Origin of the sequence: Marinobacter maroccanus, assembly GCF_002933275.1 — a bacterium.
Classification (GTDB): Bacteria; Pseudomonadota; Gammaproteobacteria; order Pseudomonadales; family Oleiphilaceae; genus Marinobacter; species Marinobacter maroccanus.
This window is the reverse complement of the sequence record NZ_PSSX01000002.1, coordinates 372,104-394,072: the sequence shown is the minus strand read 5'-3', so window position 1 is coordinate 394,072 and position 21,969 is coordinate 372,104. Positions and strand designations below refer to the sequence as shown.

The following is a 21,969-nucleotide window of genomic DNA, read 5'->3' as shown; positions in this document are numbered from 1 at the left end:
ATGACACAGATTTCTGAGCAGGCCCTGCAAACAGCGGTTCGCCAATACCGTGACCCGTACCTGAACAAGGACCTCTATGAACTGGGTGCCGTTAAATCCCTGAATGCCGATGAGAGCGGAAACGTCACCCTCATGGTCGAGCTGCCATACCCCTCGAAAGGCATCGCCGGCGCCCTGAAACAGCTAGTGGGCAACGCCCTGGAAGACGTCGACGGGGTAGAAAATGTGGACGTCCACGTGGGCCAGAAAATCCACTCCTACAAAGTCCAGAAAGACCTGCCCTCGGTGCCCGGCGTGAAAAACATCATTGCAGTGGCGTCCGGTAAGGGCGGCGTTGGCAAATCCACCACCGCCGTCAACCTTGCCCTGGCACTCCAGGCCGAAGGCGCCAGAGTCGGCATCCTCGACGCCGATATCTACGGCCCCAGCATCGGAATGATGCTAGGCGTGCCCGAAGGCAAACTCCCCGACACCCGCGAAAACAAATACTTCGTCCCCATGGACGCCCACGGCCTCCAGGCCAACTCCATGGCCTTCGTCGTCACCGAGAAAACCCCCATGGTCTGGCGCGGCCCCATGGTCAGCGGCGCCGTGATGCAACTGCTCCAGCAGACCCTCTGGAACGAACTCGACTACCTTATCGTCGACATGCCGCCGGGCACCGGCGACATCCAGCTGACCCTGGCCCAGAAAGTCCCGGTAACCGGCGCCGTCATCGTCACCACACCCCAGGACATCGCCCTGCTGGACGGCAAAAAAGGCATCGAAATGTTCCGAAAAGTCGACATCCCCGTGTTGGGCGTTGTCGAAAACATGAGCGTCCACATCTGCAGCAACTGCGGCCACGAAGAACCCCTCTTCGGCCACGGCGGCGGCGAACGCATTGCCCAGGAATACGACACCACGCTCCTGGGCCAGCTGCCCTTGCACATGACCATCCGCGAACAGACCGACGGCGGCACCCCCTCGGTGATCGCCGAACCGGACTCCGAAGTGGCCCGTCGGTACCGGGATATCGCGAGAAGAGTAGGGGCCGAGCTCTCGACCCGCGAGCGGAACCTCTCCGGTTCGATCTCAAGCGTTTCAGTGACCGAACACTGACCGGATTCGCAAGCGGGCTTGCACGCGGTCCGATCGCGGGCGCAGGAAAAGCCGTCCAAAAATGTTGGAGGCCATGGATGGCCGGAAACAAGCGCACATGGACGTGCTCGTAGCGGTTTTTGGACGGCTTTTCCTGTGACCGCAGCCTCCAAGCTCAAGCAAAGCAGCCCCCCAAGCTCAAGCAAATAAGTAAGCTGCTGAAGCTTCGACAGACCTTCAGGGAACAGGTAAACTACGCCCCAATTTTCCCAGTGGATACGAGACTTCGCCAATGAGCATCAAATCCGACAAGTGGATTCGCCGGATGTCCGAACAACACGGCATGATCGAACCGTATGAAAGCGGACAGGTTCGTGAAACCGAAAAAGGCCGCGTGATCTCCTACGGCACCTCCAGCTACGGCTACGACGTACGCTGCAGCAACGAATTCAAAATCTTCACCAACGTCCACTCCGCCACCGTGGACCCGAAGAACTTCGACGAAAACAGCTTCGTCAACTACACCGGCGACGTCTGCATCATCCCGCCGAACTCCTTTGCACTGGCCCGCACGGTTGAGTACTTCCGCATCCCGCGAAGCGTACTGACCATCTGCCTGGGCAAGTCCACCTACGCTCGTTGCGGCATCATCGTCAACGTCACCCCGCTGGAGCCGGAATGGGAAGGCCAGGTTACCCTGGAATTTTCCAACACCACCAACCTGCCGGCGAAGATCTACGCCAACGAAGGCGTCGCCCAGATGCTGTTCTTCGAATCCGACGAGATCTGTGAAACCAGCTACAAAGACCGGGGCGGCAAATATCTTGGCCAGACCGGCGTGACCCTGCCCAGGACATGAACGCCAACCAGTTCCTGAAAGCCGTTTCACAACTGCAGGGCTGGCGCGAATGCGCCTTCCTGCTGGCTCTGGCCGAGCGCTCATTCCCGAACTACGCCCTGTTTGCCGATGCCATGGGCCTGAAGACCGGTGCCAAAATGCGCCAGCTTCTGGATCTGGCCTGGGGCATGCTTCAGAAAGACGTCGCCGAATCCGCCATTCCCCAGTTGCTCGCCAAACTGGAAACCCTGTCGCCGGACGTGGACGCCTACGACGCCTACGGTGTTTACCCGGCCTTCGACTTCTGTCAGCTGCTGGAGCAGGCGCTGCTGAACCGCCTGAATCCCTCAAAACACCGCGCTACCGATGCGTCACAGATGGCGACCGGAACCGTGATGAACTTTATTGAGCTGTCCGAAGGGGAAGACCTGGAGGAAGACGAACTCGTCCGTCTGCTTGATCATCACCCGTTGATGAAAGAAGACAAGACCTTCCAGCGGGACCTGATCCTGGAGCTGAAGCGCCAACGCACGCCGACCGATCAGTTCGTGGCCCGTCTCCGGGAGGATGCAGCCAACGAGGGTGTCAGTAACCTTGGCATTTCGCTTACCGAATAAACGTTGGCGAGCGAGCAAGCAAGCTACACTTCCGGTATTACCCGATATTTTCAGATTAGGTCAGATGGATTTTACCCCATGAAACTCTCTGCTTTTGGTCGCAAGTTCACCGCCGATGCCGGCATCACGTCTCTGATGGATGACCTGGGTAATGCCATGGCATCCGGCGACGACATGATCATGATGGGTGGCGGGAATCCGGGGCACATTCCCGAGATCCAGCAGAGAGTTCAGGAAATTCTGGCGGACATGAGTCGTAACGAGGGTGACGTTCGTCGCCTGGTCGGCATCTACGATCCGCCCCAGGGCGAAAAGCAGTTTATCGCCTCGCTCGCCGAGCTGCTCAACCGGGAATATGGCTGGGGCCTGAAACCCGAGAACATTGCCCTGACCAATGGCAGCCAGGCGGCCTTCTTCATGCTGTTCAACATGTTCGGCGGCGATTATGGTGAGGGTCACCGCAAGCACATCCTCTTGCCCCTGGCGCCCGAGTACATCGGCTACGCCGACGCCGGCATCGAACCGGGCCTGTTCCATGCGGTCCAGCCGGACATATCGTTCACCGATGGCCACGAATTCAAGTACCGGGTGGATTTTGATGCCGTGGAGGTTACCGGCGAGACCGGCGCTATCTGTGTGTCACGCCCCACCAATCCGACTGGCAACGTCGTTACTGACGAAGAGCTTGCGCGGCTTGAAGAGCTCGCCCGACAACACGACATACCACTGATCGTTGACGGCGCCTATGGCACACCGTTTCCCAGCTTGCTGTTCGTCGATGCAACCCCGACCTGGAACGACCAGATCATCCTCTGCCTGAGCCTGTCGAAGCTTGGTTTGCCGGCAGCGCGGACCGGTATCGTGATTGCGGCCGAGCCGGTGATCAAGGCGTTGTCAGGTATAAATGCCATCATGAACCTTGCCACCGGCAGTTTTGGCGCCATGCTGGCAGAGCCTCTGGTTCGCTCCGGTGAAATATTGTCTCTGAGCCGGGATGTGGTTTGCCCTTTCTACAAGGCGAAGATGGAGCGGGCCGTAGCCGCTTTCCGGGACGCCATGGGGGAGGACAGTTGCCGCTGGTATGTCCATAAACCCGAGGGCGCCATGTTCCTGTGGCTCTGGTTTCCGGATCTGCCGATTACCAGCCTAGAGTTGTATCAGCGGCTGAAGAGCCGGGGTGTTCTGGTGGTTTCCGGGCACTATTTCTTCCCGGGGCTGCCGGAAGATGGCTGGAAGCACAGGCACGAATGCCTGCGGGTGACCTATTCCCAGGACGATGACCGGGTTGCAGAGGGACTGCGGATTATCGCCGATGAGGTCAAAGCGGTCTGGCGGGAGGCAGGGCGCAGCCTCTAGCGCTCGAACTCCGCTTCCTTGAGTTTCAGTTCGTAAGTGCTGCCGTCCGGCTCCACCTGTCTGAGCCGGACGAGCAGGAAATTCTGCTCCGGCGAGAACCACATCAGGGTCTGGCGCTTCGAGTCCTCCCGAATCTTCTCAGCTTTGAGGGTGGTCCTTTGTTGGCTGCCGGTACTCATGTTCTCGCCATTGATCACCGCGAAGCGATCAGTGTCGATGGAGTTTCCGTCGAGCACCCGATAGGTCATCTCCCGCTTACCGTTCTTGATGTCCTGGTGCAGCTGAAGTTGATAACCCAGCGGGTCCAGCAGGCTTTCCTCCAGCGCCAGCTCAAACGGCTTTCCCTTGTATTCCCCGGTCGCGATGCCCTCGGACCAGTCAAAGTCGATGGAGTGCTTGCGGTCGCTGACCAGAAAGCCGGATAAGCGATATCGGTATCTCATGGGTATGACTTGACCGTCCTCCCAGCGAAAAACCAGGGATTCATCGATACTGACGATAAAGGAGTCCACATCCGTGCGGTACAGCCAGACGTCGTTGCCCTGGGAGGTGAGTGCGCGCTTTGCGGTACCATTGAGGGATAGGCCCTTTTCCATGGCCGCAGTATAGCTGGCCTCGAAAGGTGTGAGCCCGGCTTCGGTCTGTGCGTGCAGAGTGACCGGCCCGGCCAGAATGCCAAGGCAGATCAGGAAGGCCACGCAATCTTTTTTGCTGAGTCGTCGTGAAAGCATCTTATTAAACCCGAACCATTACCGTCATCAATGGCGACAGTGTAGCTGCTCGGGCAGGATGCTGGGATGACAATTCGTTCAGGCGATGTATCAGTTGTCCGGCAGGCGCATTGGGGCGTTCAACGGTTCGCCGTCGAACAGCACGTAATCGCTGCCCAGCTGAATCCGGCCTTCGCAAAACCAGCGCACAACAATGGGGTAGAGGATATGTTCCTTGGCCTGTACTTTCTCTGCGAGGCTTTCGGGCGTGTCGTCGGAAGCAATCGAAACTTCTGCCTGGGCAATCACGGGGCCGCCATCGAGCTCTTCGGTAACAAAGTGGATAGAAACGCCGTGAACCGTATCGCCCGCCTCCAGTGCCCGGCGGTGAGTGTTCAGCCCGGTGTATTTCGGCAGCAGTGAAGGGTGGATGTTCAGCATCTTGCCCCGAAACGCCCGAACGAAATCGGTGGTCAGAATCCGCATGAATCCCGCCAGCACAATCACGTCGGGATTATAGCGGAGGATTTCCGCCATCAGGGAGGCGTCAAACTCGTCCCGGGATTCGAAATTCTTGTGGTTTACCACAAAGGTCTCGACATTCGCCTGGGCAGCGCGCTCAAGGGCAAACGCGCCGGGCTGGTTGCAGCCGACGGCAACTATTTGCCCGGGAAAATCGCGCTCACGGCTGGCATCAATCAGAGCCTGCAGGTTGGTGCCACTGCCAGAGGCGAGCACCAGGATTTTCGGCAACGGGGTCTGATCTGCCTTCATGCCGACAGCAGCCCCGCTGCGTAGCGAACGCAGGCATCTGCCTCTTCGTTATCTGCACGTTCGATCAAGCCTACCTGCCAGGCGTGCTCACCCAGTGCTTTCAGGGTATCCAGGGCCAGCTCTTTCTGATTGGCGGGCACGCAGACAATCATGCCGATACCACAGTTGAACGTTCTGTACATTTCTTCACTGGCAACGCCGCCGTTGTTCTTGAGCCACTGGAACACCGGGGGCAGCGACCAGCTGTCGGTATCAATGGCTGCAATGGTTCCGTTCGGCAGCACCCTGGGAATATTTTCCGGCAGGCCACCACCGGTGATGTGGGAAAGTGCCCGAACGTCCACTTCGCGAATCAGCTGCAGAAGGTTCTTTACATAGATTCGCGTCGGTGCCATCAAAGCGTTGGCCAGGGTGGTGTCGCCCATTGGCTGGTCGAGGTCGGCGTTGCTGACTTCAAGAATTTTCCGGATCAGGGAGTAGCCGTTGGAGTGGGGGCCGGAGGAGCCCAGAGCAATCAACACGTCTCCAGACTGAACACGGCTGCCATCGATAATCTCGCTGCGCTCGGCGACGCCCACGCAGAAGCCAGCGAGGTCGTAGTCGTCGCCTTCGTACATGCCCGGCATTTCGGCAGTTTCGCCGCCTACCAGTGCGCAGCCAGCCTGTTCGCAACCTTCCCCAATCCCTGCGACAACCTGAGCTGCAACGTCTACGTTGAGCTTGCCGGTGGCATAATAATCAAGGAAGAACAGTGGTTCAGCACCACCAACCACCAGGTCGTTCACGCACATGGCGACCAGATCAATACCGATGCTGTCGTGCTTGTCCAGCTGCATGGCCAATCTGAGCTTGGTGCCTACTCCGTCCGTACCGGAAACCAGAACGGGTTCGTTGTATCCGGCGGGGATCGAGACCATGGCGCCGAAGCCGCCCAGGCCGCCAAGAACCTCCGGGCGGCGGGTGCGCGCTGCGGTGTCCTTGATTCGGCTGACGAGTTCATTGCCTGCATCGATATCGACGCCAGCATCGCGGTAGGTCAGGGAGGGCTTCTGTTCGCTCATGGTGTACTTAACCGTTGGCCAGTGGGTCAGGCGGCGGATTTTAACAGGTGCGGTGTGGTGCTCCAAATGTATATTGCTTTTCTGAAATCCGGGGCTGCTACTCACGCCCTGGGGCATGGTGTATCCTATGCGCCATTCATGCGAATTGCAGGGTGTTTCATGTCAGTATCAGGACAAAAGCCGGCACACAGGTCTGTTTACCCGGCGTGGTTCTTTGCGCTGTTTGCCTTTCTGCTGGTCGGGTTTTCCGCCCAGGTAACCGCAGTGACCGTTTCCGGTCTTTATTCGGCCAAAGTACCGGTGGCTGGGTCCTCGCCGGGTCAGCTGGCCCAGGGCTATGCGGATGGCCTCAGGCAGGTGTTGGTCAGGGTTTCTGGTACCCGCGAAGTCTTGGCGATGGAAGGCGTTGAAGCACTGCTGTCCGATGCCGAGTCGTTACTGCTTTCCTACCAGGTTGCCCGGGATGAATCCGGCCAGAGTGTTCTGAGTATGTCGTTCGGAGCGGTCGGGGTGAATCGCGCGCTGGCCTCGATCAACGCGCCGGTGTGGGGTGCCAACAGACCGCTCACGCTGGCCTGGATTGCTGCCGAGGATCGCGGTTCGCGAACGCTCGTGACCCGCGCTGACCCAGGCGCTGGCCAGGAAAGCGCCGGAAACTGGCGGGCGGCGTTCGATGAGGCTGTCAGGAAGCGGGGCTTGCCGATGGCACTGCCGCCAGCGGATTTCGCCGCAGACCGGGAATTGCTGTCCGATATCTGGGGGCAGTTTACTGGCCGGGTTAAGTCGGCCTCCGAGGAGCTGGACCATGATGTACTGGCCCTGGTGCGGGTCAGCCGTGCTGGCGGGCAATGGCGTGCCGGTTGGGTGTTCGATGGTATGGCCATGAATGCTGGCGAAGAGTCAGTAACCGCGCAGACTCCGGAAGCATTGGCAGAGGCGATGATTAATCGCTGGGCCGAGCTGTACGCCAGCAGATATGCCGTGGCTGCCTCGGAAGTGGGGGATTCCCCGCAAGTGGATATTGTCCTGCGCGGCGTAACCTCACTGGAAGACTACGCCAGAGCCAATAAGGTGCTGGAGGGGCTGACACCCGTTGTCAGTGTCGGTGCCCACAGGGTGCGCGATGAACAACTCACCCTGCGTGTGGCTTTCTCCGGTGAGCTGGACCAGCTTCGCGAGTACATCGCCCTGGATCCGCGCTTTGTTCCGATGGAGTCAGACGTTCCGGCCGAACCGTCCGATACTGCCCGGACAACAGCCGATCCGGTGGCATCGCCTGCGAAAGATGCCGAAGAAACGCCCGAAAGCCAGGAAGCGCAACCGGTTGAAGGGGGCCAGCAGACCTCAACTGAAGAATCCGGGGAGACTTCCTTGTATACCTACCAGCCGGTGCCCGTTGATGAGGAAGAGGCCAGGGAGGCGTTCGAATCCCTGTACCAGGTTCTGTATTATCGTTGGCAACCGTCTTCTGTCATCGGGAGCGATGGCGGCGAATAAGGTGTAACGGGAGGGAGTCTTTTGAATTTGCACCGCTGGCGCTGGATTCCCAATGCCCTGACGTTCCTGCGCATCCTGTTGATCGCTCCCTTTGCGGGAGCGCTGTTGGCCGGGGATTATCGCCGGGCGCTGTTGATCTTCTTCCTGGCGGCGGGTACCGACGCGGTTGACGGTTTCCTGGCCCGGCATTTCAACTGGCGTTCCAGACTTGGGGCAATCGCCGATCCCCTGGCCGACAAGGCGTTGCTGATCACCGCTTATCTGATGCTTACGCTCACTGCCGTTCTGCCAGTCTGGTTGTTTTTGCTGGTTCTGGGGCGGGATCTATTGATTGTCATCGGCGCACTGGCATACCACTACACGGTTGGCCGTTACGATATGGAGCCCAGTATCCCTGGCAAGATCAATACCTTTATCCAGATTCTCGTCGCCCTGGCCATTATTGTGCTCCTGGCGGATTTGCCGATGCAGCCCTGGGTGGTGGATGCAGGTATTCTCCTGGTGGCTGTGTCAACTGTGTTCAGCGGGGCGCATTACCTGTTCGTATGGGGCTTACGTGCGTGGAGGGCTACCCGGCCATGACTGCGTCCCAGTTGGTGCTCGGGGTCAAGCTGCGTGATGATGCCCGATTCGACAACTTCCACGGCGACCGGAACACCAGGGCAGCCCAGCGTCTTGAATCCGTGTCTCATCAACCTGATGATGTTCCGGCGGTTGTCCTGTGTGGTGACGCCGATACCGGCAAAAGCCATCTTTTGCAGGCGGTGTGTCACCTGGGTGAAAAGCAGGGCAGAGCTGCGGTCTGCATCAGCATTGCCGAGCTTGAGCCTTTTGGTCCTGATGCTCTGTCGGGGCTTGAGACCCATGACATCGTCTGTCTGGACGATGTTGACCGCATCGCAGGCCAGCGGATGTGGGAAGAGGCCATTTTTCATCTTTATAACCGGATACAGGACCGGGGCGGCCTTTTGCTGGTAAGTTTGGCGGATTTGCCGGCCAGTTTGCCTTTCGAGTTGCCGGATCTGGTCTCCAGGCTCAGCCACGGGCTGATCATCCAGCTGGGCATCTACCGGGATGAAGATCGAATGAAGATTCTCAGGGCCCGGGCGGAAAAGCGGGGGCTGGTAATGGCGGATGATGTAGCCAGCTACATTATGCGCCGGGCGCCTCGAAGGCTCGGTGATTTGCTGGGGATTCTGGATATACTGGATGAAAACTCACTTCAGGCCCAGAGAAGACTCACCATTCCGTTTGTGAAAACAGTGATGGGTTGGTGACTTGGACAGAATTAATTGCAGGGCAGACAACGATAACGGGTTCATCAAGGGAGAGAGAAAATGAGACGGGTGGTATTCAACCAGAAAGGCGGTGTCGGCAAGTCCAGTATCACGTGCAACCTCGCAGCTATCAGCGCCGCTCGTGGAAAGCGAACCCTGGTCGTGGATCTCGATCCCCAGGGAAACTCCACCCACTACCTGCTGGGCAAGCCCGCCAGCGAACTCAAGGACACCGTTGCCGATCTGCTTGAGCAGACGGTTGCGTTCACCGTGTTCAATCGCCGGCCGGACGAATTCGTCCACGCCTCACCGTTCAAGAACCTTTTTGTGATGCCTTCCAGCCCGGAGTTGGACTTCCTGGAGCGCAAGCTGGAAGCCAAGCACAAGATCTACAAGCTGAGAGAGGCCCTGAAAAAGCTCGGTGAATCCTTCGATGCAATCTACATCGACACAGCGCCCGCACTGAATTTCTACACCCGCTCCGCGCTGATTGCTGCCCAGCGCTGCCTGATACCCTTCGATTGCGACGATTTTTCCCGTCAAGCCCTGTACAACATCCTTAACGAAATCCGCGATCTTCAGGAAGATCACAACGAGGACCTGGTAGTGGAGGGGATTGTTGCCAACCAGTTCCAGCCCCGCGCCAGCCTGCCAAAGCAGCTGGTCAGGGAGCTTATCGAAGAAGGCTTGCCGGTCTTGCCGGTGCGGCTCTCAAGTTCCGTGAAAATGAAGGAGTCCCATCAGAGTCGGCAGCCACTGATCCATATGGCGCCCAAGCACCCGCTGACGCGCCAGTACGAGGACCTGTTCCGGGTCCTGCATGGCGAAAACGTGGAACTTGAGCCGCTCACTGACTGAAGCGAGACTGATATGACCGAGTCCGGTGACCCGATCGGGCAGGTGGCGGACTGCCTGCTGAACATAGAGATGGAGTTGCGGCAGCTGGGGCTGTGGGAGTCCGAGCCACCACCGGAAGAGGCTTTCCAGAGTGTTCAGCCATTTTGCATCGATACGCTGGAGTTCCACCAGTGGCTGCAATTTATCTTTGTGGAACGGATGAAAGTAATTATCGAAAACGATCACCCGTTGCCTTCGGCCTCCGGCATAGCGCCGATGGCTGAAGAGCACTTCCGGGGGCGGCCCGAGTCCGGCAACAGGCTGGTCAGGGAACTGGAGGAAATCGACCGCCTGCTTAGCGGGGAGTGATCAGTCCAGTCTCATTGACAGGTCGACAGCCTTTAAATCCTTGGTCAGCGCGCCAATCGAGATGAAGTCCACGCCGGTTTCGGCGATCGGCACCAGGGTGTCGGCGTTGATTCCCCCGGAGGCCTCAAGCTTTGCCTTGCCTTGGGTGCTGGCAACCGCAGTTCGCATGTCTTCCAGCGAGAATTCATCCAGCATGATGATGTCGGCGCCCGCCTTCAGGGCTTGCGCCAGCTCGTGGAGGTTTTCGGTTTCCACTTCAACCGGTTTGCCCGGGGCAATCCTGTGGGCGGCCTCAATGGCTTCGGCAATAGAGCCGCAGGCGGCAATATGATTTTCCTTGATCAGGAAGGCATCCCAGAGCCCGATGCGGTGATTGAAGCACCCGCCACAGGCAACGGCGTATTTCTGGGCCAGGCGCAGGCCCGGAAGGGTTTTGCGGGTATCCAGGAGTTGCACATTGGTGTGGGCAACCCGGGCAGCGTAACCGGCGCAGGCGGTCGCAACCCCGGACAGGGTCTGAAGCCAGTTCAGGGCGGCGCGTTCGGCGCTCAGCAGGCTTCTGGCAGGGCCTTGCATGGTGAACAGTACCTGATCCGGTGAAACGGTTTCGCCATCGGATACTTGCCAGGTGAGCTCAACGGACGGATCCACCTGCCGGAAAACCTCGTTTACCCACTCCCTGCCCGCAATCGTTGCGGTTTCCCGGGTAATCACGCGGCCTTTTGCCTGCTTGTCGGCGGGTATCAGTTTGGCCGTGACGTCACCATCACCAATATCTTCACGCAGGCTCTGTGCAACATTTTCGATTCTGGCCTGGCGAAGGAGTTCAGGGGGGATCATAAGGCAAAGTGTCCGGTATAGTGGTTTGTTGGCTTTTCCGGCTGCCAATTCTAATGGGCCTCTGGTGAATCACCAAACTCTTCGGCCCATACTGCTAAACTGTGACGCAGGTCAGGTCTACACAAAAGGTGACAAATTCTGACACAACCTGACGTGGGCAGCTCGTATCATGTGAAGTGGAGAATCAAACAGGCATTTGCGCAACACAAGGCGGAGCAGCGACATGGTGCACGATAACAAGGTTGTCAGCTTTTCAGGCCAGAAGTCGCCCGCCCGGTTTTCATTGCCTGCAGCACTTGTTCGCCTGCGTGACGCATCGGGTCAGTCCCTGAAGTCCGTTCTTGCCAGTTTTTTTGATCGTGCCGATGACGCCCTGTTCGAACTTGCCGACAGAGCCGGCTCGAATCTTGACCAGACCGCCTACTTTGATGCCATGCGCGAGCTCAGGCTTCGTCGCAAGTCCATGACGGTGTCGATCCTCCAGTACGTCAGCCAGGCTTTCAATGAAATTGGCAGGTTCCAACCCCAGCAGGGCAGCCGGTCGCTGGATGAGGTTGACGAAGACTCACTCAGCCTGGTTGATCACTCCGAACTGGAGCAGCAGGTGGCGGTGGACAACCTGGTCAATAAACTCCGGAATCGTTATACCGAACAGATCCGCCTGCTGACAGCGCGTGTGGGACACCTGGTGCCGGGTATTGATCTGAAAGACGCTCAGATGCCTTTGAGCCCGGAAATTATCTGTGGCGGCGTTGCCGAAGCCTGTACCGACCTCGACATTGACATCCGGGCCAAGTTGGTGGTTCTGAAGCTGTTTGATCGCCTGCTTGCCGATACCCTCGGTGATTTCTACAAAGAAGCGAACCGAACCCTGATTAATGAGGGAGTCATGCCTGATATGAAGCGGCCTCCCACCGGCAGAGTGCCTGCGGGCTCTGGTCAGCGCACGGCAGGGGGGCGTTCAGCGCCGACAGGCGCCGACGGTCAGGCCAGCTTTACCGGCGAGCGCCAGGGCATGCCTCAGTCGCAGGCCACATTCTCGGAACTCAGTGCGCTGCTGCATCGTGGCGATGCTGGTTCTGCCATCGGGACCGCTCCCCCTGGCGAAGCTTACATTGATACTGATCGACTGATGGCGCGTCTTACCGAGGCCCAGTCCAGCAGCCGGCAATGGGGCGAAGGTGCCGTTGTGCCGCTGAACGAGCAGCTTCAGCCCATCCTGCGTTCCGGTGACGGCAAGAGCCTGAATGTGGGACAGGTAGACAGTGATGTGATCAATCTCGTCTCCATGCTGTTCGACTTCATTCTGGAGGATCGCCAGTTGCATCCGGTGATGAAGGCGTTGATCGGTCGTCTGCAGATCCCGGTGCTGAAGGTGGCATTGAGCGACAAGAACTTTTTCAATCGCGGCGGTCACCCGGTTCGCAAGCTGCTTAACGAGCTGGCGCTGTCAGCCATTGGTTGGACTGAGAAAAAGACCGGCCAGAGGGATCCGCTTCGGGAAAAGATCGAATCGGTGGTAGACCGGGTGCTTGGCGAGTTCACCACTAACGTCAGTTTGTTCGAAGAATTACTTAAAGATTTCAGTCACTTCATGGATCTCGACCGCAGGCGTCGCGAGCTTGTGGAGCAACGTCTTCGGGATGCGGAAGAGGGACGGGCCCGTCAGGAGCGGGCGTCCCAGGCGGCAGAAGGATTGGTGCAGGAGCTGACTGAGCAGCGAGACATGCCTGAGTCGGTTACGGGCCTGCTCAACGAAGCCTGGATCAAGTATCTGCAATGGGTGGTTCTCCGGGAAGGTGAAGAAAGTGATCGCTGGCAGCATGCCCGGAACCTGACCGAACAACTGGTGTGGAGTGTGGATCCTCGACCGGTCAATGATTCCACCCGGGGAGAGCTTCTGCGGGCAATTCCTGCCATTGTGGATGACCTTCGAAAGGCGCTCCAGGAGATTTCCTGGGATCCCTTTGCCACCGATGCGGCCATTCGTGATCTGGAGTTGGCACACGTAGATGTTTTCCAGCGGCTGGTAACCGCGCCGTCCCGTCCGGAATCACCTGCAGAACCTGAGGACCTGCCCCAGCCAGAACCCGAACGTTCGGTTGAAACGCCTGTGGCCCGACAAGCACCAGATGAGGAGTTGAAGCAAACTCCGGTTCCGTCAGAGCCCGTGGAACCACCCGTTGCGGTAGTCAACGAAGCGCCTTCCGAAGCGGCGGGGATAACCGGGGCAGACGATTCGGCTCCGGTATCGCCACAATGGCTGGAGAAGGCGGAAAGCCTCCGTGTGGGTTCCTGGATTGAGCTAACCCGCGACGAAACCAAGGTGCGCTGCAAACTTGCGGCCTTTATCAAGGCTACCGGCAAGTACATCTTTGTGAACCGCAGTGGTGCCAAGGTGGCTGAATATCTGCGCCAGGAGCTGGCTGCAGACATGGAAGCCGGGAAAATCAGCATGCTCGATGACGGCCTGATTTTCGACCGGGCACTGGAGTCGATCATCGACAACCTCCGCAGCAGCCGCAAGGACTGATTCGTAGCAACCGTGGCAACTTTGTGATTCAATCAGAGTTAGTGTAATCCTCTGAAACATTTGGAATTACTTTGCCCGATACAGACGTGTTCTCCGAGCGCCATACGGATTCCGGTACCGACGCAGAATCGCTTCGTGACACCGGACGGATCCCCTTCGCCCGCTGGTGTCCTTCGCCGAATTTCGGGCCCCGTCCGGAAAAGGCGGGCATTTCCCTCCTGGTCGTCCACAACATCAGCCTCCCTCCGGGCCAGTTTGGCGGCCCTGAAATAGAAGACTTCTTCTGCAACCGGCTTGACCACTCCGCACACCCCTATTTCCGGACCATTGAGGGCATTCAGGTGTCGGCCCACCTGTTAATACGCCGTGATGGAGCTCTGGTCCAGTTTGTCAGCCTTCTTGATCGGGCCTGGCATGCTGGCCGCTCATGCTTTGAGGGCCAGGAAGAGTGCAATGACTTTTCCATTGGCATTGAGCTGGAAGGGACTGACGAAATTCCCTACACCCCAGAGCAGTATTTCAAGCTGGCAGAAGTGGCGGACCTGATTATGGCGGCCTGGCCGGCGATCAACACCTCCCGTATTACCGGGCACTGTGACATCGCGCCAGGCAGAAAGAGTGATCCGGGGCCTGCCTTCGACTGGCAGTATTTCCGGGCAGCCCTGCAGGCAGCCCAAGGATCCGTGAGGAACGTCTGAATGGTATTTATTGTGTTTCTTCTGGCGTACATGGTGCGCAGGCGTCTGGACTCCCTGGATCTGCTGTCCGGGGATGAGGTCTGGCGTCGGTGGTTTCGCAATGGCAGCCGGGTCAGGGCGGGCCATGAGGCGGGTATTGTTATCGGGCTGGCACTGGTTTTTCTACCGGCTTTTCTTCTCGGTCTGGCGGAGTATCTCCTGGTGGCCTCCGGCTGGAGGATGGCCGCTTACCCGTTGGAGTTCCTGGTTCTGGTCGCGCTCATGGGCACGCCCGGCTGGCGACAGGTGCTTCGGGCCTACGCAGAGGCATGGCAGCGGGGAGATATGCAGTCGGCCTGGCGTCATGTGAAAGACCTTCTGCCGGCCGATGAACGGGGGGCAGCGGTGTCTCCCGAGGCCATGCATCTGTCCCTCTCCAAGGCATTGATGGTTTCAGTGTTCCAGCGCTTCTTCCTGGTGGCTTTCTGGTATGTGGTTGGCGGTATCGGCCTCGCGGTTCTGGCGCGTGGTCTGGTCGCGCTCGCCGATCAATGGCCTCAGGCGCCGGCCAGGCCGAGGTTTACGCGAATGTCGGACCTGGCCGGCTGGATTCCAGCGAGGCTTCTGTCCTTGACCTTCGGGATTGCAGGAGACCTTGCCGGCTGGCTGCGGGAAACTCGTCGTACCCTCACTGGCGTAACCAAAAAAGCCGGGGAGGTGCTCATGATTTCGGCCAACGGGTCGTTAACCGGGTATGCACTGGATCCAGCGAGGTTTTCCCGGATTCACCCGGATGAGTGGACAGCGTTTGGGGGAAGGAGTCTGAGAGCGGTAAGGGATTTGCTGAACAGAAGCATGCTGGTATGGATATGCACGCTCGCTCTGCTGGTCATTTCCGGGGTTGTCTGACCTCGGTTTTATAAAACGTTACAGTTTAACAACAAATAAAGCTTAAGTTTCTAAGACTTTAGGCGACAATATAAGAAAAGAATTAACGTTCAGTTGTTATATGCCAGCAAGAGGGTCCCTGTGAAGCAACTCATTAATCCTGCCATTGCATTGATGAACCGGCTGCCGATGGTCTACAAGTTCAGTCTCATCAGCATTCTGTTCCTGTTGCCGATCGGTGGGCTGTCCTGGCTTGCCATTTCCGAGCTGAATCGCTCGGTTCAGACCATGACAAGAGGTGTCGAGGGGCTTGAGCAGCTTCAGCAGGTGGACCGGCTGGTGGATGCTGCTATGGATTATAGAGACTATCGCTCACCGGCGATCATCAAGGATGAGAGCGCCATCACCGCGGTTTCGGAAGAGGCGGCCAGTGAGATTGACAGCCTGCTTGCCGCTCTGACCGCAGAAGATCGCTCATTTGATACGAGCGGCTCCTGGTCCGTACAGGTCGAGGCGCTTCGCCAGGAGTGGGAGGCACTTCGGGCGGATGACAACTATCAGGGCAGCTTCGATCCCCAGTTCAAGTATTATCAGGAGTTTGTCCAGAAGGCACAGGCTCTGCTTTCGGCCACCATTGAAATCTCGGGCCTGGGGCAGGGGGCGTCCAGGGAAAATCAGCTGGTTCTCGGCCTTGTTCGCGACTCACTTCCTGCCGCGCGCACCGTGATTGGCCGCGCGAAGTCCTACGGTATTTTTGCTCTGGTTGAGGGCCAGGTAGGGTATGCCCTGAGCGAAACCCTGAATGAAATCTATGACCAGCTGACCAATCGCAGTTCACTGCTTTCACCGGCCCTGGCGCTGGCTTCGGAGGCATCGCCCGCCCTCGAAGAGCAGGCCGGAAAGGCCATTCAGCGGGTTGATGAAAGCCTGATGGTGGTCCGTGATCAGTTGGATCTGAATGTGATTACGCCGATGCGCCTGGAAATGCCCTGGACGGAATACGACGATCTGATGTCAGCTCAGCTGGCTCATTTCGACGAGGTCAAGAGTGCCGCTTTCAACGTGGTCGATGCCAATCTCAGCGCACGGCTGGAAAGCGAGATCAACCAGCGTCGGCTGATCGTCATTGCCCTCATTGCCATCCTGCTGGTGGTTGTCTATCTCTATATCGGTTTCTTCATGTCGGTGCGAACCGCCATCAATCGTTTCAGCGAGGCCGCACGGAATGTTGCTGCCGGCGATATGACCACTCACATCCATTTGCGTAACCGCGATGAGCTGGGCGAGCTGACCACGGAATTCAATAACATGACCGACCGGATTGCCGAGCTGATCCGCTCCGTCAGCCGGACCACGGCGGACGTGGACCAGCAGGCAACCCGGGTCAACGATACCGCAGCGGCAAACAGCGAGGCTGTCGCGCGCCAGATGGAAGAAAGCGGCCAGATTAACGAAGCCATGAACCAGATGGTTGAGGCGGTGCACGAAGTCACAGAAAGCGCGCACCGGGTTGCAGACAGCGCCAGTAACGCCGAGCAGGATACGGAAACCGGGCGTGGCGTCGTTGCGGACACCGTTGAAACCATCAACAAGCTGGCGGGCGAAATCTCCGGTGCCGTGGAAGTCATCAACCGGGTCAGCAAAGACAGTGACAACATCAGTCAGGTGCTTGTTGAGATCAAGGCAATTGCCGAGCAGACCAATCTGCTGGCCCTGAACGCCGCAATTGAGGCAGCCCGAGCCGGTGAGCAGGGGCGCGGGTTTGCGGTGGTTGCCGATGAGGTTCGCTCGCTTTCCCAGCGTACCCATAAATCCACTGAGGAGATTGAGGGTATGATTTCCCGGCTTCAGAGCGGCGTGAAAGATGCGGTGTCCGCCATGACCAACAGCCGGGACGTGACCGAGGCGACGGTGCAGAAGTCGGGTGAGGTAACCGAGGCTCTGGACAGGATCGCCAAGGGTATTTCGGTGATCGTGGATATGAGTCACCAGATCGCCCAGGCGGCGGAAGAGCAATCTGCCGTTGCCAAGAATGTGAATTCGAACGTAGAGCAGATCGGCGAGCTGGGGCAGAGGACTGCCGCCAACGCGGAGGAGACGCTCGGTTCCTCACGGGAAATGTCTCAGCTGACAGCCTCGCTTCAGCGCCTGGTGGAGGCCTTCAAGGTCTGACTGGCGCCAGCTTCCGACTGGCAGTGATGAAAAATCCGGCCCCTAGAGGCCGGATTTTTTTTGCTCCCACAGAATTTCTTCGCCACCTTCGCGCCGGGCCAGCACCCGGGCGATGACAAACAACAGGTCCGACAGACGATTCAGGTAGTGCCGGGAAGCGGTATTGATTGAATCTTCGTGGCCGAGGGCAACAACTACCCGTTCCGCCCGACGGGATACCGCCCGGGCCAGATGGCACTGGGCTGCCGCCGGTGTGCCGCCTGGCAGGATAAAGTTCTTCAGCGGTGGCAGACCCTCGTTATGCCGGTCCAGGGTGTTTTCCAGCCATTCGATGTGATCATCGCCGATCACCCGGCTGCCGGGGATGGCAAACTCGCCTCCCAGATCGAACAGGTGGTGCTGGATACGGCGCAGGCTTTCAATCAGTTCGTCGTCGCTGTCCAGAGTCTCGATCAACAGCCCGATATGACAATTCAGCTCATCGGCGGTGCCCATGGCTTCAACCCGCTGGGCATTCTTGGCAATACGGTTGCCATCGGCCAGGCCCGTGGAGCCATCATCTCCGGTGCGGGTGTAAATCTTGGAAAGGCGGTTGCCCATCAGTCTGCTCCTGTTAGTGTGACGACAGTTGTTGTACCCGTTCGGTCAGCATTTGGTTCACTGGCGTTTTGATACCGAGTTCATTTCCCAGCTGTGTCAGGTAGCCGTTGATAAAGCCTATCTCGGTTCGGCGGCCCCGGAGAACATCGGCACGCATGGAAGATGTGTTGCCGGCGGTATTGCGAGCCACCCGCTCGATGCGTTGCCGTAGGGAGTTCGGTGTTTCCCTGATCTGGAGGGCGGCGCCCATCAGTTGTGACAATTCCTGGCAAAGGTCGTCGATGGTGCTCTGATACAGGTGCGTACTTAAAATCTCGCCATTGGGGCAGTCCAGGATGGCGGTATAGGCATTGATGCCGGCGTTGATGATGAGTTTTTGCCAGAGTCGCTGGAGAATGTCCGGCTCGGGATGAACAGCCAGGCCGGTGGCTGCCAGCAAGGCTACGGTTTTGCTGACAGCGGCTCGAGCGGGCTCGGTCATTGGCCCTACCCAGGTATCACCGGTGCCGGCATGAACGAGAAGCTCGGGCTCCGGCCGGTTGGCGCCTTCGGTGGTGCTGGCGGCCAGGATCGGGCGCCCCGGCCATCGGTCGGCAACAGCCTGTTGGCTGCCCAGCCCATTCTGGAAAAGCAGGATGGGGGTGTCCATGGCGAACCGGTCGATCACCCCCGCCAGGGCATTCAGGGTGTCTCCGGCCTTGGTTGTGACCAGAATCAGCTGTGGCTTGTTACCAGTCTTGAGGAATGGAATCGTTACGGGCGATTCCGGCCCTTCAAAGGGCTGGAAACGGTAACTGAGATCGGTGTCGGTCGGCTCGCCAAGCCTGGCAATGAAGGCAACGCGACCAGCGGGTAGCAATGCGCCCCAAAGCCTGCCCAGAGAGCCTGCACCGAGAATACCGATCATGATGGTTACATGGCCTCGATGTCGGCCCTTTGCTGGCTCAGGCGAGCCTGGCTGCTCTGGGCGTCCCGGAGTTTCTCCTGCTCCTTCTCAACCACTTCGGCCGGGGCCTTGGCGGTGAACTTCTCGTTCCCCAATTTGCCCTCCAGACGGCCAATCTCTTTCCGCAGGCGCTCGAGCTCTTTGTCCAGACGCTTGAGTTCTGCATCCTTGTCAATCAGTCCGGCCATGGGGACCAGTACTTCCATTTCTCCCACCAACTGGGTGGCAGACATCGGCGCTTTGTCACCCTCGAACCAGTCAAGGCTCTCCAGCTTGGCAAGGGAACTGAGGAACTGGCGGTTGTCGTTCATGCGTCGCTGGTCTTCCGCGTCTTTGCCGCGCAGCAATACCGGAATCTTTTTCGCCGGAGAGATGTTCATCTCGCCCCGGATGTTCCGCACGGCCACGATAACGCCTTTCAGCCATTCGATATCTGCGGTCACCGCCGCGTCCTGTTTGGTGGCATCCGGCTGAGGGTAGGCCTGCAGCATGATGCTGTCGCCGGTCTTGCCGGCCAGGGGCGCAATGCGCTGCCAGATTTCCTCGGTGATGAACGGCATCATCGGGTGGGCCAGGCGCAGAACGGCTTCCAGTACGCGCACCAGGGTGCGGCGGGTGCCGCGTTTGGCTTCGGCACTGGCGTCTTCATCATTCAGAACCGGCTTGGACAGTTCCAGATACCAGTCGCAGTACTCGTTCCAGATGAATTCGTACAACGCGTAGGCCGCGAGGTCGAAACGGTACTGGTCCAGGTGGCGGATCACATCTTGCTCGCAGCTCTGCAGCTCGCTTATGATCCAGCGGTCGGCCAGGGAAAGCTCCACCGGCTCATCGTTGACGCCGCAGTCTTCGCCCTCTGTATTCATCAGCACGTAGCGGGCCGCGTTCCACAGCTTGTTGCAGAAGTTGCGGTAGCCTTCCAGGCGCTTCATGTCCCAGTTGATATCGCGGCCCGTGGTGGCCATGGCCGCCAGGGTGAAGCGCAGGGCATCGGTGCCGTGGGCGGTGATGCCCTCCGGGAATTCCTTCTTCGTGCGCTTACCGATCTTCTCGGCCAGCTTGGGCTGCATCAGGTTGCCGGTGCGCTTCTCCAGCAGGTCATCCAGGCTGATGCCGTCGATCATGTCCAGCGGATCGATCACATTGCCCTTGGACTTGGACATTTTGTCGCCGTGCTCGTCCCGGATCAGGCCGGTGACATACACGGTATGGAAGGGCACCTGGGGCGTACCGTCTTCGTTTTTCATGAAATGCATGGTCATCATGATCATCCGGGCTACCCAGAAGAAGATGATGTCGAAGCCGGTGACCAGCACATCGGTTGGATGGAAGGTTTTCAGGCGTTCGGTGATCTCCGGCCAGCCCAGGGTGCCGAAGGTCCACAGGGCAGAGCTGAACCAGGTGTCGAGAACGTCTTCGTCCTGCTCCAGGGCGATGTTGGTATCCAGGTTGTGCTTCTGGCGAACTTCGTCTTCGCTGCGGCCAACGTAGATGTTGCCTTCGGAGTCGTACCAGGCCGGGATGCGGTGGCCCCACCAGAGCTGGCGGGAAATACACCAGTCCTGGATGTCCCGCATCCAGGAGAAATACATGTTCTCGTACTGCTTGGGTACGAACTGGATGCGGCCATCTTCCACGGCTTCGATGGCCGGTTTGGCCAGGGTCTTGGCGTCGGCAAACCACTGGTCGGTGAGCATCGGCTCGATAATCAGGCCGGAGCGGTCACCACGGGGGACGCTGAGGACGTGATCCTCGATGTTCTCCACCAGCCCCTCGGTTTCCATGTCGGCGACGATCTGTTTGCGGGCCGCTTCGCGGGTCAGCCCCGCGTAGGCGCTCGGCATGGTGCCGTCGAGGTCGGTGTTTTCAGTGCCGTCAGCGTTGAACACTTCGGCCACGTCCCTGATGTTGGCATCCTGGGTCATGACGTTGATCATCGGCAGGTTGTTGCGCTTGCCGACGGCGTAGTCGTTGAAGTCGTGGGCCGGCGTGATCTTGACGCAGCCGGAGCCTTTTTCCGGATCGGCGTGGTGGTCGGCAACGATGGGGATACGGCGGTTCACCAGTGGCAGCATCACGTGCTTGCCAATCAGATGCTGGTAGCGCTCGTCTTCCGGATGCACGGCCACGGCCGTGTCACCGAGCATGGTTTCCGGTCGGGTGGTGGCGACCACCAGGTAATCCTTGCCATCCTGGGTTTGCGCACCGTCAGCCAGCGGGTAACGAAGGTGCCAGAAAAAGCCTTTTTCTTCCTTGTTTTCCACTTCCAGATCAGAAATGGCGGTGTGCAGTTTCGGGTCCCAGTTGACCAGCCGCTTGCCGCGATAGACAAGGCCCTCGTCGTAAAGACGGATAAACACTTCCTGAACGGCTTTGTAGAAGCCGTCGTCCATGGTGAAGCGTTCGTTGTCCCAGTCCACGGAGTTGCCGAGGCGCCGGATCTGACGGGTGATGGTACCGCCCGAATGTTCTTTCCAGTCCCAGATGCGCTTGATGAACTCTTCCCGGCCCAGGTCGTGGCGGGTCTTGTCTTCTTCAGCGGCCAGTTTGCGTTCAACCACCATCTGGGTGGCGATGCCGGCGTGGTCTGTACCGACGGTCCACAGTGCGTTGTGGCCCTGCATGCGCTTGAAGCGGGTGAGGGTGTCCATGATGGTGTGCTGGAACGCGTGGCCCATGTGCAGGCTGCCGGTGACGTTGGGCGGCGGGATGGCGATGCTGTAGGACTGGCCTTCACCGCTGGGGCGGAAGTACCCTTTGGATTCCCAGTTTTCGTACCACTGGCGCTCGATGTTTTCTGGCTGGTAGGTTTTTTCCATGGGGTTCTGCAGTGACCGTTGGTTGATTCACAAGGGAAAATTGAGACGCCCGATTATACATGGTCGCCCGGTTTGCGG

20 protein-coding genes are annotated in these 21,969 nt (G+C 58.7%); 13 read left to right on the top strand and 7 right to left on the bottom strand.

Annotated elements, in window-relative coordinates; all coding sequences use genetic code 11:
* The 4 genes from apbC (at window position 1) to KEHDKFFH_RS04390 (ending at window position 3,891) form a co-directional block, all read left to right on the top strand.
* Window positions 1–1,101: an iron-sulfur cluster carrier protein ApbC gene (apbC, locus tag KEHDKFFH_RS04405; RefSeq protein WP_104320777.1), complete on the top strand. Its 1,101-nt coding sequence runs from the start codon at window positions 1–3 to the stop codon at window positions 1,099–1,101.
* A 271-nt stretch (window positions 1,102–1,372) separates the two neighbouring features.
* Entirely contained in the window at window positions 1,373–1,939 is a 567-nt protein-coding gene (gene dcd, locus KEHDKFFH_RS04400; RefSeq protein WP_064230566.1) for a dCTP deaminase, read from the top strand.
* Window positions 1,936–2,535 carry a YjaG family protein gene (locus KEHDKFFH_RS04395; RefSeq protein WP_104320776.1) on the top strand — a complete coding sequence of 200 codons (600 nt, stop codon included), beginning with the start codon at window positions 1,936–1,938 and terminating at the stop codon, window positions 2,533–2,535. The genes dcd and KEHDKFFH_RS04395 overlap by 4 nt, the downstream gene beginning before the upstream one ends.
* Window positions 2,536–2,613: 78 nt before the next feature.
* Window positions 2,614–3,891 (top strand): valine--pyruvate transaminase, encoded by a 1,278-nt coding sequence (locus KEHDKFFH_RS04390; protein WP_104320775.1) that lies wholly within the window; start codon window positions 2,614–2,616, stop codon window positions 3,889–3,891.
* On the opposite strand, the gene KEHDKFFH_RS04385 is transcribed toward KEHDKFFH_RS04390, so the two are convergent.
* From KEHDKFFH_RS04385 to purM, 3 genes are all read right to left on the bottom strand, one after another.
* Complete coding sequence (locus KEHDKFFH_RS04385) at window positions 3,888–4,622, bottom strand: DUF3108 domain-containing protein (RefSeq protein ID WP_104320774.1); 735 nt, start codon at window positions 4,620–4,622, stop codon at window positions 3,888–3,890. The two genes, KEHDKFFH_RS04390 and KEHDKFFH_RS04385, sit on opposite strands and share 4 nt — an antisense overlap.
* Before the next feature lie 90 nt (window positions 4,623–4,712).
* A complete protein-coding gene (purN, locus tag KEHDKFFH_RS04380) occupies window positions 4,713–5,375 on the bottom strand; it encodes a phosphoribosylglycinamide formyltransferase (RefSeq protein ID WP_104320773.1) in 663 nt (220 codons plus the stop codon).
* The gene (gene purM / locus KEHDKFFH_RS04375; protein WP_104320835.1) at window positions 5,372–6,436 is read right to left on the bottom strand and encodes a phosphoribosylformylglycinamidine cyclo-ligase; all 1,065 of its coding nucleotides are present in this window, start codon (window positions 6,434–6,436) and stop codon (window positions 5,372–5,374) included. The genes purN and purM overlap by 4 nt, the downstream gene beginning before the upstream one ends.
* A gap of 159 nt (window positions 6,437–6,595) precedes the next feature.
* Between purM and KEHDKFFH_RS04370 the strand changes: the two genes are divergently transcribed.
* The 5 genes from KEHDKFFH_RS04370 to KEHDKFFH_RS04350 are packed head-to-tail and all read left to right on the top strand — an operon-like array spanning window position 6,596 to window position 10,416.
* Complete coding sequence (locus KEHDKFFH_RS04370; protein ID WP_104320772.1) at window positions 6,596–7,933, top strand: DUF2066 domain-containing protein; 1,338 nt, start codon at window positions 6,596–6,598, stop codon at window positions 7,931–7,933.
* A 21-nt stretch (window positions 7,934–7,954) separates the two neighbouring features.
* Window positions 7,955–8,515, top strand: a complete 561-nt coding sequence (locus tag KEHDKFFH_RS04365) for a CDP-alcohol phosphatidyltransferase family protein (RefSeq protein ID WP_192875742.1) — start codon at window positions 7,955–7,957, stop codon at window positions 8,513–8,515.
* Window positions 8,512–9,210 carry a DnaA regulatory inactivator Hda gene (hda, locus tag KEHDKFFH_RS04360; RefSeq protein ID WP_104320771.1) on the top strand — a complete coding sequence of 233 codons (699 nt, stop codon included), beginning with the start codon at window positions 8,512–8,514 and terminating at the stop codon, window positions 9,208–9,210. The genes KEHDKFFH_RS04365 and hda overlap by 4 nt, the downstream gene beginning before the upstream one ends.
* 60 nt (window positions 9,211–9,270) lie before the next feature.
* The gene (locus tag KEHDKFFH_RS04355) at window positions 9,271–10,068 is read left to right on the top strand and encodes a ParA family protein (protein ID WP_104320770.1); all 798 of its coding nucleotides are present in this window, start codon (window positions 9,271–9,273) and stop codon (window positions 10,066–10,068) included.
* Between the two features lie 12 nt (window positions 10,069–10,080).
* Window positions 10,081–10,416, top strand: coding sequence for a YqcC family protein (locus KEHDKFFH_RS04350; RefSeq protein WP_104320769.1), 336 nt, complete (start codon window positions 10,081–10,083; stop codon window positions 10,414–10,416).
* Here the strand turns inward: KEHDKFFH_RS04350 and nadC are convergent, their stop codons facing one another.
* The gene (gene nadC, locus KEHDKFFH_RS04345) at window positions 10,417–11,256 is read right to left on the bottom strand and encodes a carboxylating nicotinate-nucleotide diphosphorylase (protein ID WP_104320768.1); all 840 of its coding nucleotides are present in this window, start codon (window positions 11,254–11,256) and stop codon (window positions 10,417–10,419) included.
* A 223-nt stretch (window positions 11,257–11,479) separates the two neighbouring features.
* On the opposite strand from nadC, the gene KEHDKFFH_RS04340 reads away from it, so the two are divergent.
* From KEHDKFFH_RS04340 to KEHDKFFH_RS04325, 4 genes are all read left to right on the top strand, one after another.
* On the top strand, window positions 11,480–13,789 hold the full coding sequence (locus KEHDKFFH_RS04340) for a DUF1631 domain-containing protein (protein WP_104320767.1): 2,310 nt from the start codon (window positions 11,480–11,482) through the stop codon (window positions 13,787–13,789).
* Window positions 13,790–13,860: 71 nt separating this feature from the next.
* The gene (ampD, locus tag KEHDKFFH_RS04335; RefSeq protein WP_104320766.1) at window positions 13,861–14,487 is read left to right on the top strand and encodes a 1,6-anhydro-N-acetylmuramyl-L-alanine amidase AmpD; all 627 of its coding nucleotides are present in this window, start codon (window positions 13,861–13,863) and stop codon (window positions 14,485–14,487) included.
* Window positions 14,488–15,375 (top strand): histidine kinase, encoded by an 888-nt coding sequence (locus tag KEHDKFFH_RS04330; RefSeq protein ID WP_104320765.1) that lies wholly within the window; start codon window positions 14,488–14,490, stop codon window positions 15,373–15,375.
* A 120-nt stretch (window positions 15,376–15,495) separates the two neighbouring features.
* Window positions 15,496–17,526, top strand: coding sequence for a methyl-accepting chemotaxis protein (locus tag KEHDKFFH_RS04325; protein WP_104320764.1), 2,031 nt, complete (start codon window positions 15,496–15,498; stop codon window positions 17,524–17,526).
* Between the two features lie 42 nt (window positions 17,527–17,568).
* On the opposite strand, the gene KEHDKFFH_RS04320 is transcribed toward KEHDKFFH_RS04325, so the two are convergent.
* From KEHDKFFH_RS04320 to KEHDKFFH_RS04310, 3 genes are read right to left on the bottom strand one after another with little or no spacing between them, the layout of a single operon-like run.
* A complete protein-coding gene (locus KEHDKFFH_RS04320; protein ID WP_104320763.1) occupies window positions 17,569–18,126 on the bottom strand; it encodes a cob(I)yrinic acid a,c-diamide adenosyltransferase in 558 nt (185 codons plus the stop codon).
* 13 nt (window positions 18,127–18,139) lie between these two features.
* The gene (locus KEHDKFFH_RS04315) at window positions 18,140–19,033 is read right to left on the bottom strand and encodes a ketopantoate reductase family protein (RefSeq protein WP_104320762.1); all 894 of its coding nucleotides are present in this window, start codon (window positions 19,031–19,033) and stop codon (window positions 18,140–18,142) included.
* 5 nt (window positions 19,034–19,038) lie between these two features.
* Window positions 19,039–21,891: a valine--tRNA ligase gene (locus tag KEHDKFFH_RS04310; protein ID WP_104320761.1), complete on the bottom strand. Its 2,853-nt coding sequence runs from the start codon at window positions 21,889–21,891 to the stop codon at window positions 19,039–19,041.
* Between the last annotated feature and the right edge of the window lie 78 nt (window positions 21,892–21,969).

What these genes read in the sequence shown, in the direction of transcription:
- KEHDKFFH_RS04340 (WP_104320767.1), top strand. Translation starts at nt 11,480, where the DNA reads ATGGTGCACGATAACAAGGTTGTCAGCTTTTCAGGCCAGAAGTCGCCC.
- KEHDKFFH_RS04310 (WP_104320761.1), bottom strand. Translation starts at nt 21,891, where the DNA reads ATGGAAAAAACCTACCAGCCAGAAAACATCGAGCGCCAGTGGTACGAA.
- hda (WP_104320771.1), top strand. Translation starts at nt 8,512, where the DNA reads ATGACTGCGTCCCAGTTGGTGCTCGGGGTCAAGCTGCGTGATGATGCC.
- purN (WP_104320773.1), bottom strand. Translation starts at nt 5,375, where the DNA reads ATGAAGGCAGATCAGACCCCGTTGCCGAAAATCCTGGTGCTCGCCTCT.
- KEHDKFFH_RS04390 (WP_104320775.1), top strand. Translation starts at nt 2,614, where the DNA reads ATGAAACTCTCTGCTTTTGGTCGCAAGTTCACCGCCGATGCCGGCATC.
- KEHDKFFH_RS04315 (WP_104320762.1), bottom strand. Translation starts at nt 19,033, where the DNA reads ATGATCGGTATTCTCGGTGCAGGCTCTCTGGGCAGGCTTTGGGGCGCA.
- dcd (WP_064230566.1), top strand. Translation starts at nt 1,373, where the DNA reads ATGAGCATCAAATCCGACAAGTGGATTCGCCGGATGTCCGAACAACAC.
- nadC (WP_104320768.1), bottom strand. Translation starts at nt 11,256, where the DNA reads ATGATCCCCCCTGAACTCCTTCGCCAGGCCAGAATCGAAAATGTTGCA.
- purM (WP_104320835.1), bottom strand. Translation starts at nt 6,436, where the DNA reads ATGAGCGAACAGAAGCCCTCCCTGACCTACCGCGATGCTGGCGTCGAT.
- KEHDKFFH_RS04395 (WP_104320776.1), top strand. Translation starts at nt 1,936, where the DNA reads ATGAACGCCAACCAGTTCCTGAAAGCCGTTTCACAACTGCAGGGCTGG.
- apbC (WP_104320777.1), top strand. Translation starts at nt 1, where the DNA reads ATGACACAGATTTCTGAGCAGGCCCTGCAAACAGCGGTTCGCCAATAC.
- KEHDKFFH_RS04330 (WP_104320765.1), top strand. Translation starts at nt 14,488, where the DNA reads ATGGTATTTATTGTGTTTCTTCTGGCGTACATGGTGCGCAGGCGTCTG.
- KEHDKFFH_RS04350 (WP_104320769.1), top strand. Translation starts at nt 10,081, where the DNA reads ATGACCGAGTCCGGTGACCCGATCGGGCAGGTGGCGGACTGCCTGCTG.
- KEHDKFFH_RS04370 (WP_104320772.1), top strand. Translation starts at nt 6,596, where the DNA reads ATGTCAGTATCAGGACAAAAGCCGGCACACAGGTCTGTTTACCCGGCG.
- KEHDKFFH_RS04320 (WP_104320763.1), bottom strand. Translation starts at nt 18,126, where the DNA reads ATGGGCAACCGCCTTTCCAAGATTTACACCCGCACCGGAGATGATGGC.
- KEHDKFFH_RS04355 (WP_104320770.1), top strand. Translation starts at nt 9,271, where the DNA reads ATGAGACGGGTGGTATTCAACCAGAAAGGCGGTGTCGGCAAGTCCAGT.
- KEHDKFFH_RS04385 (WP_104320774.1), bottom strand. Translation starts at nt 4,622, where the DNA reads ATGCTTTCACGACGACTCAGCAAAAAAGATTGCGTGGCCTTCCTGATC.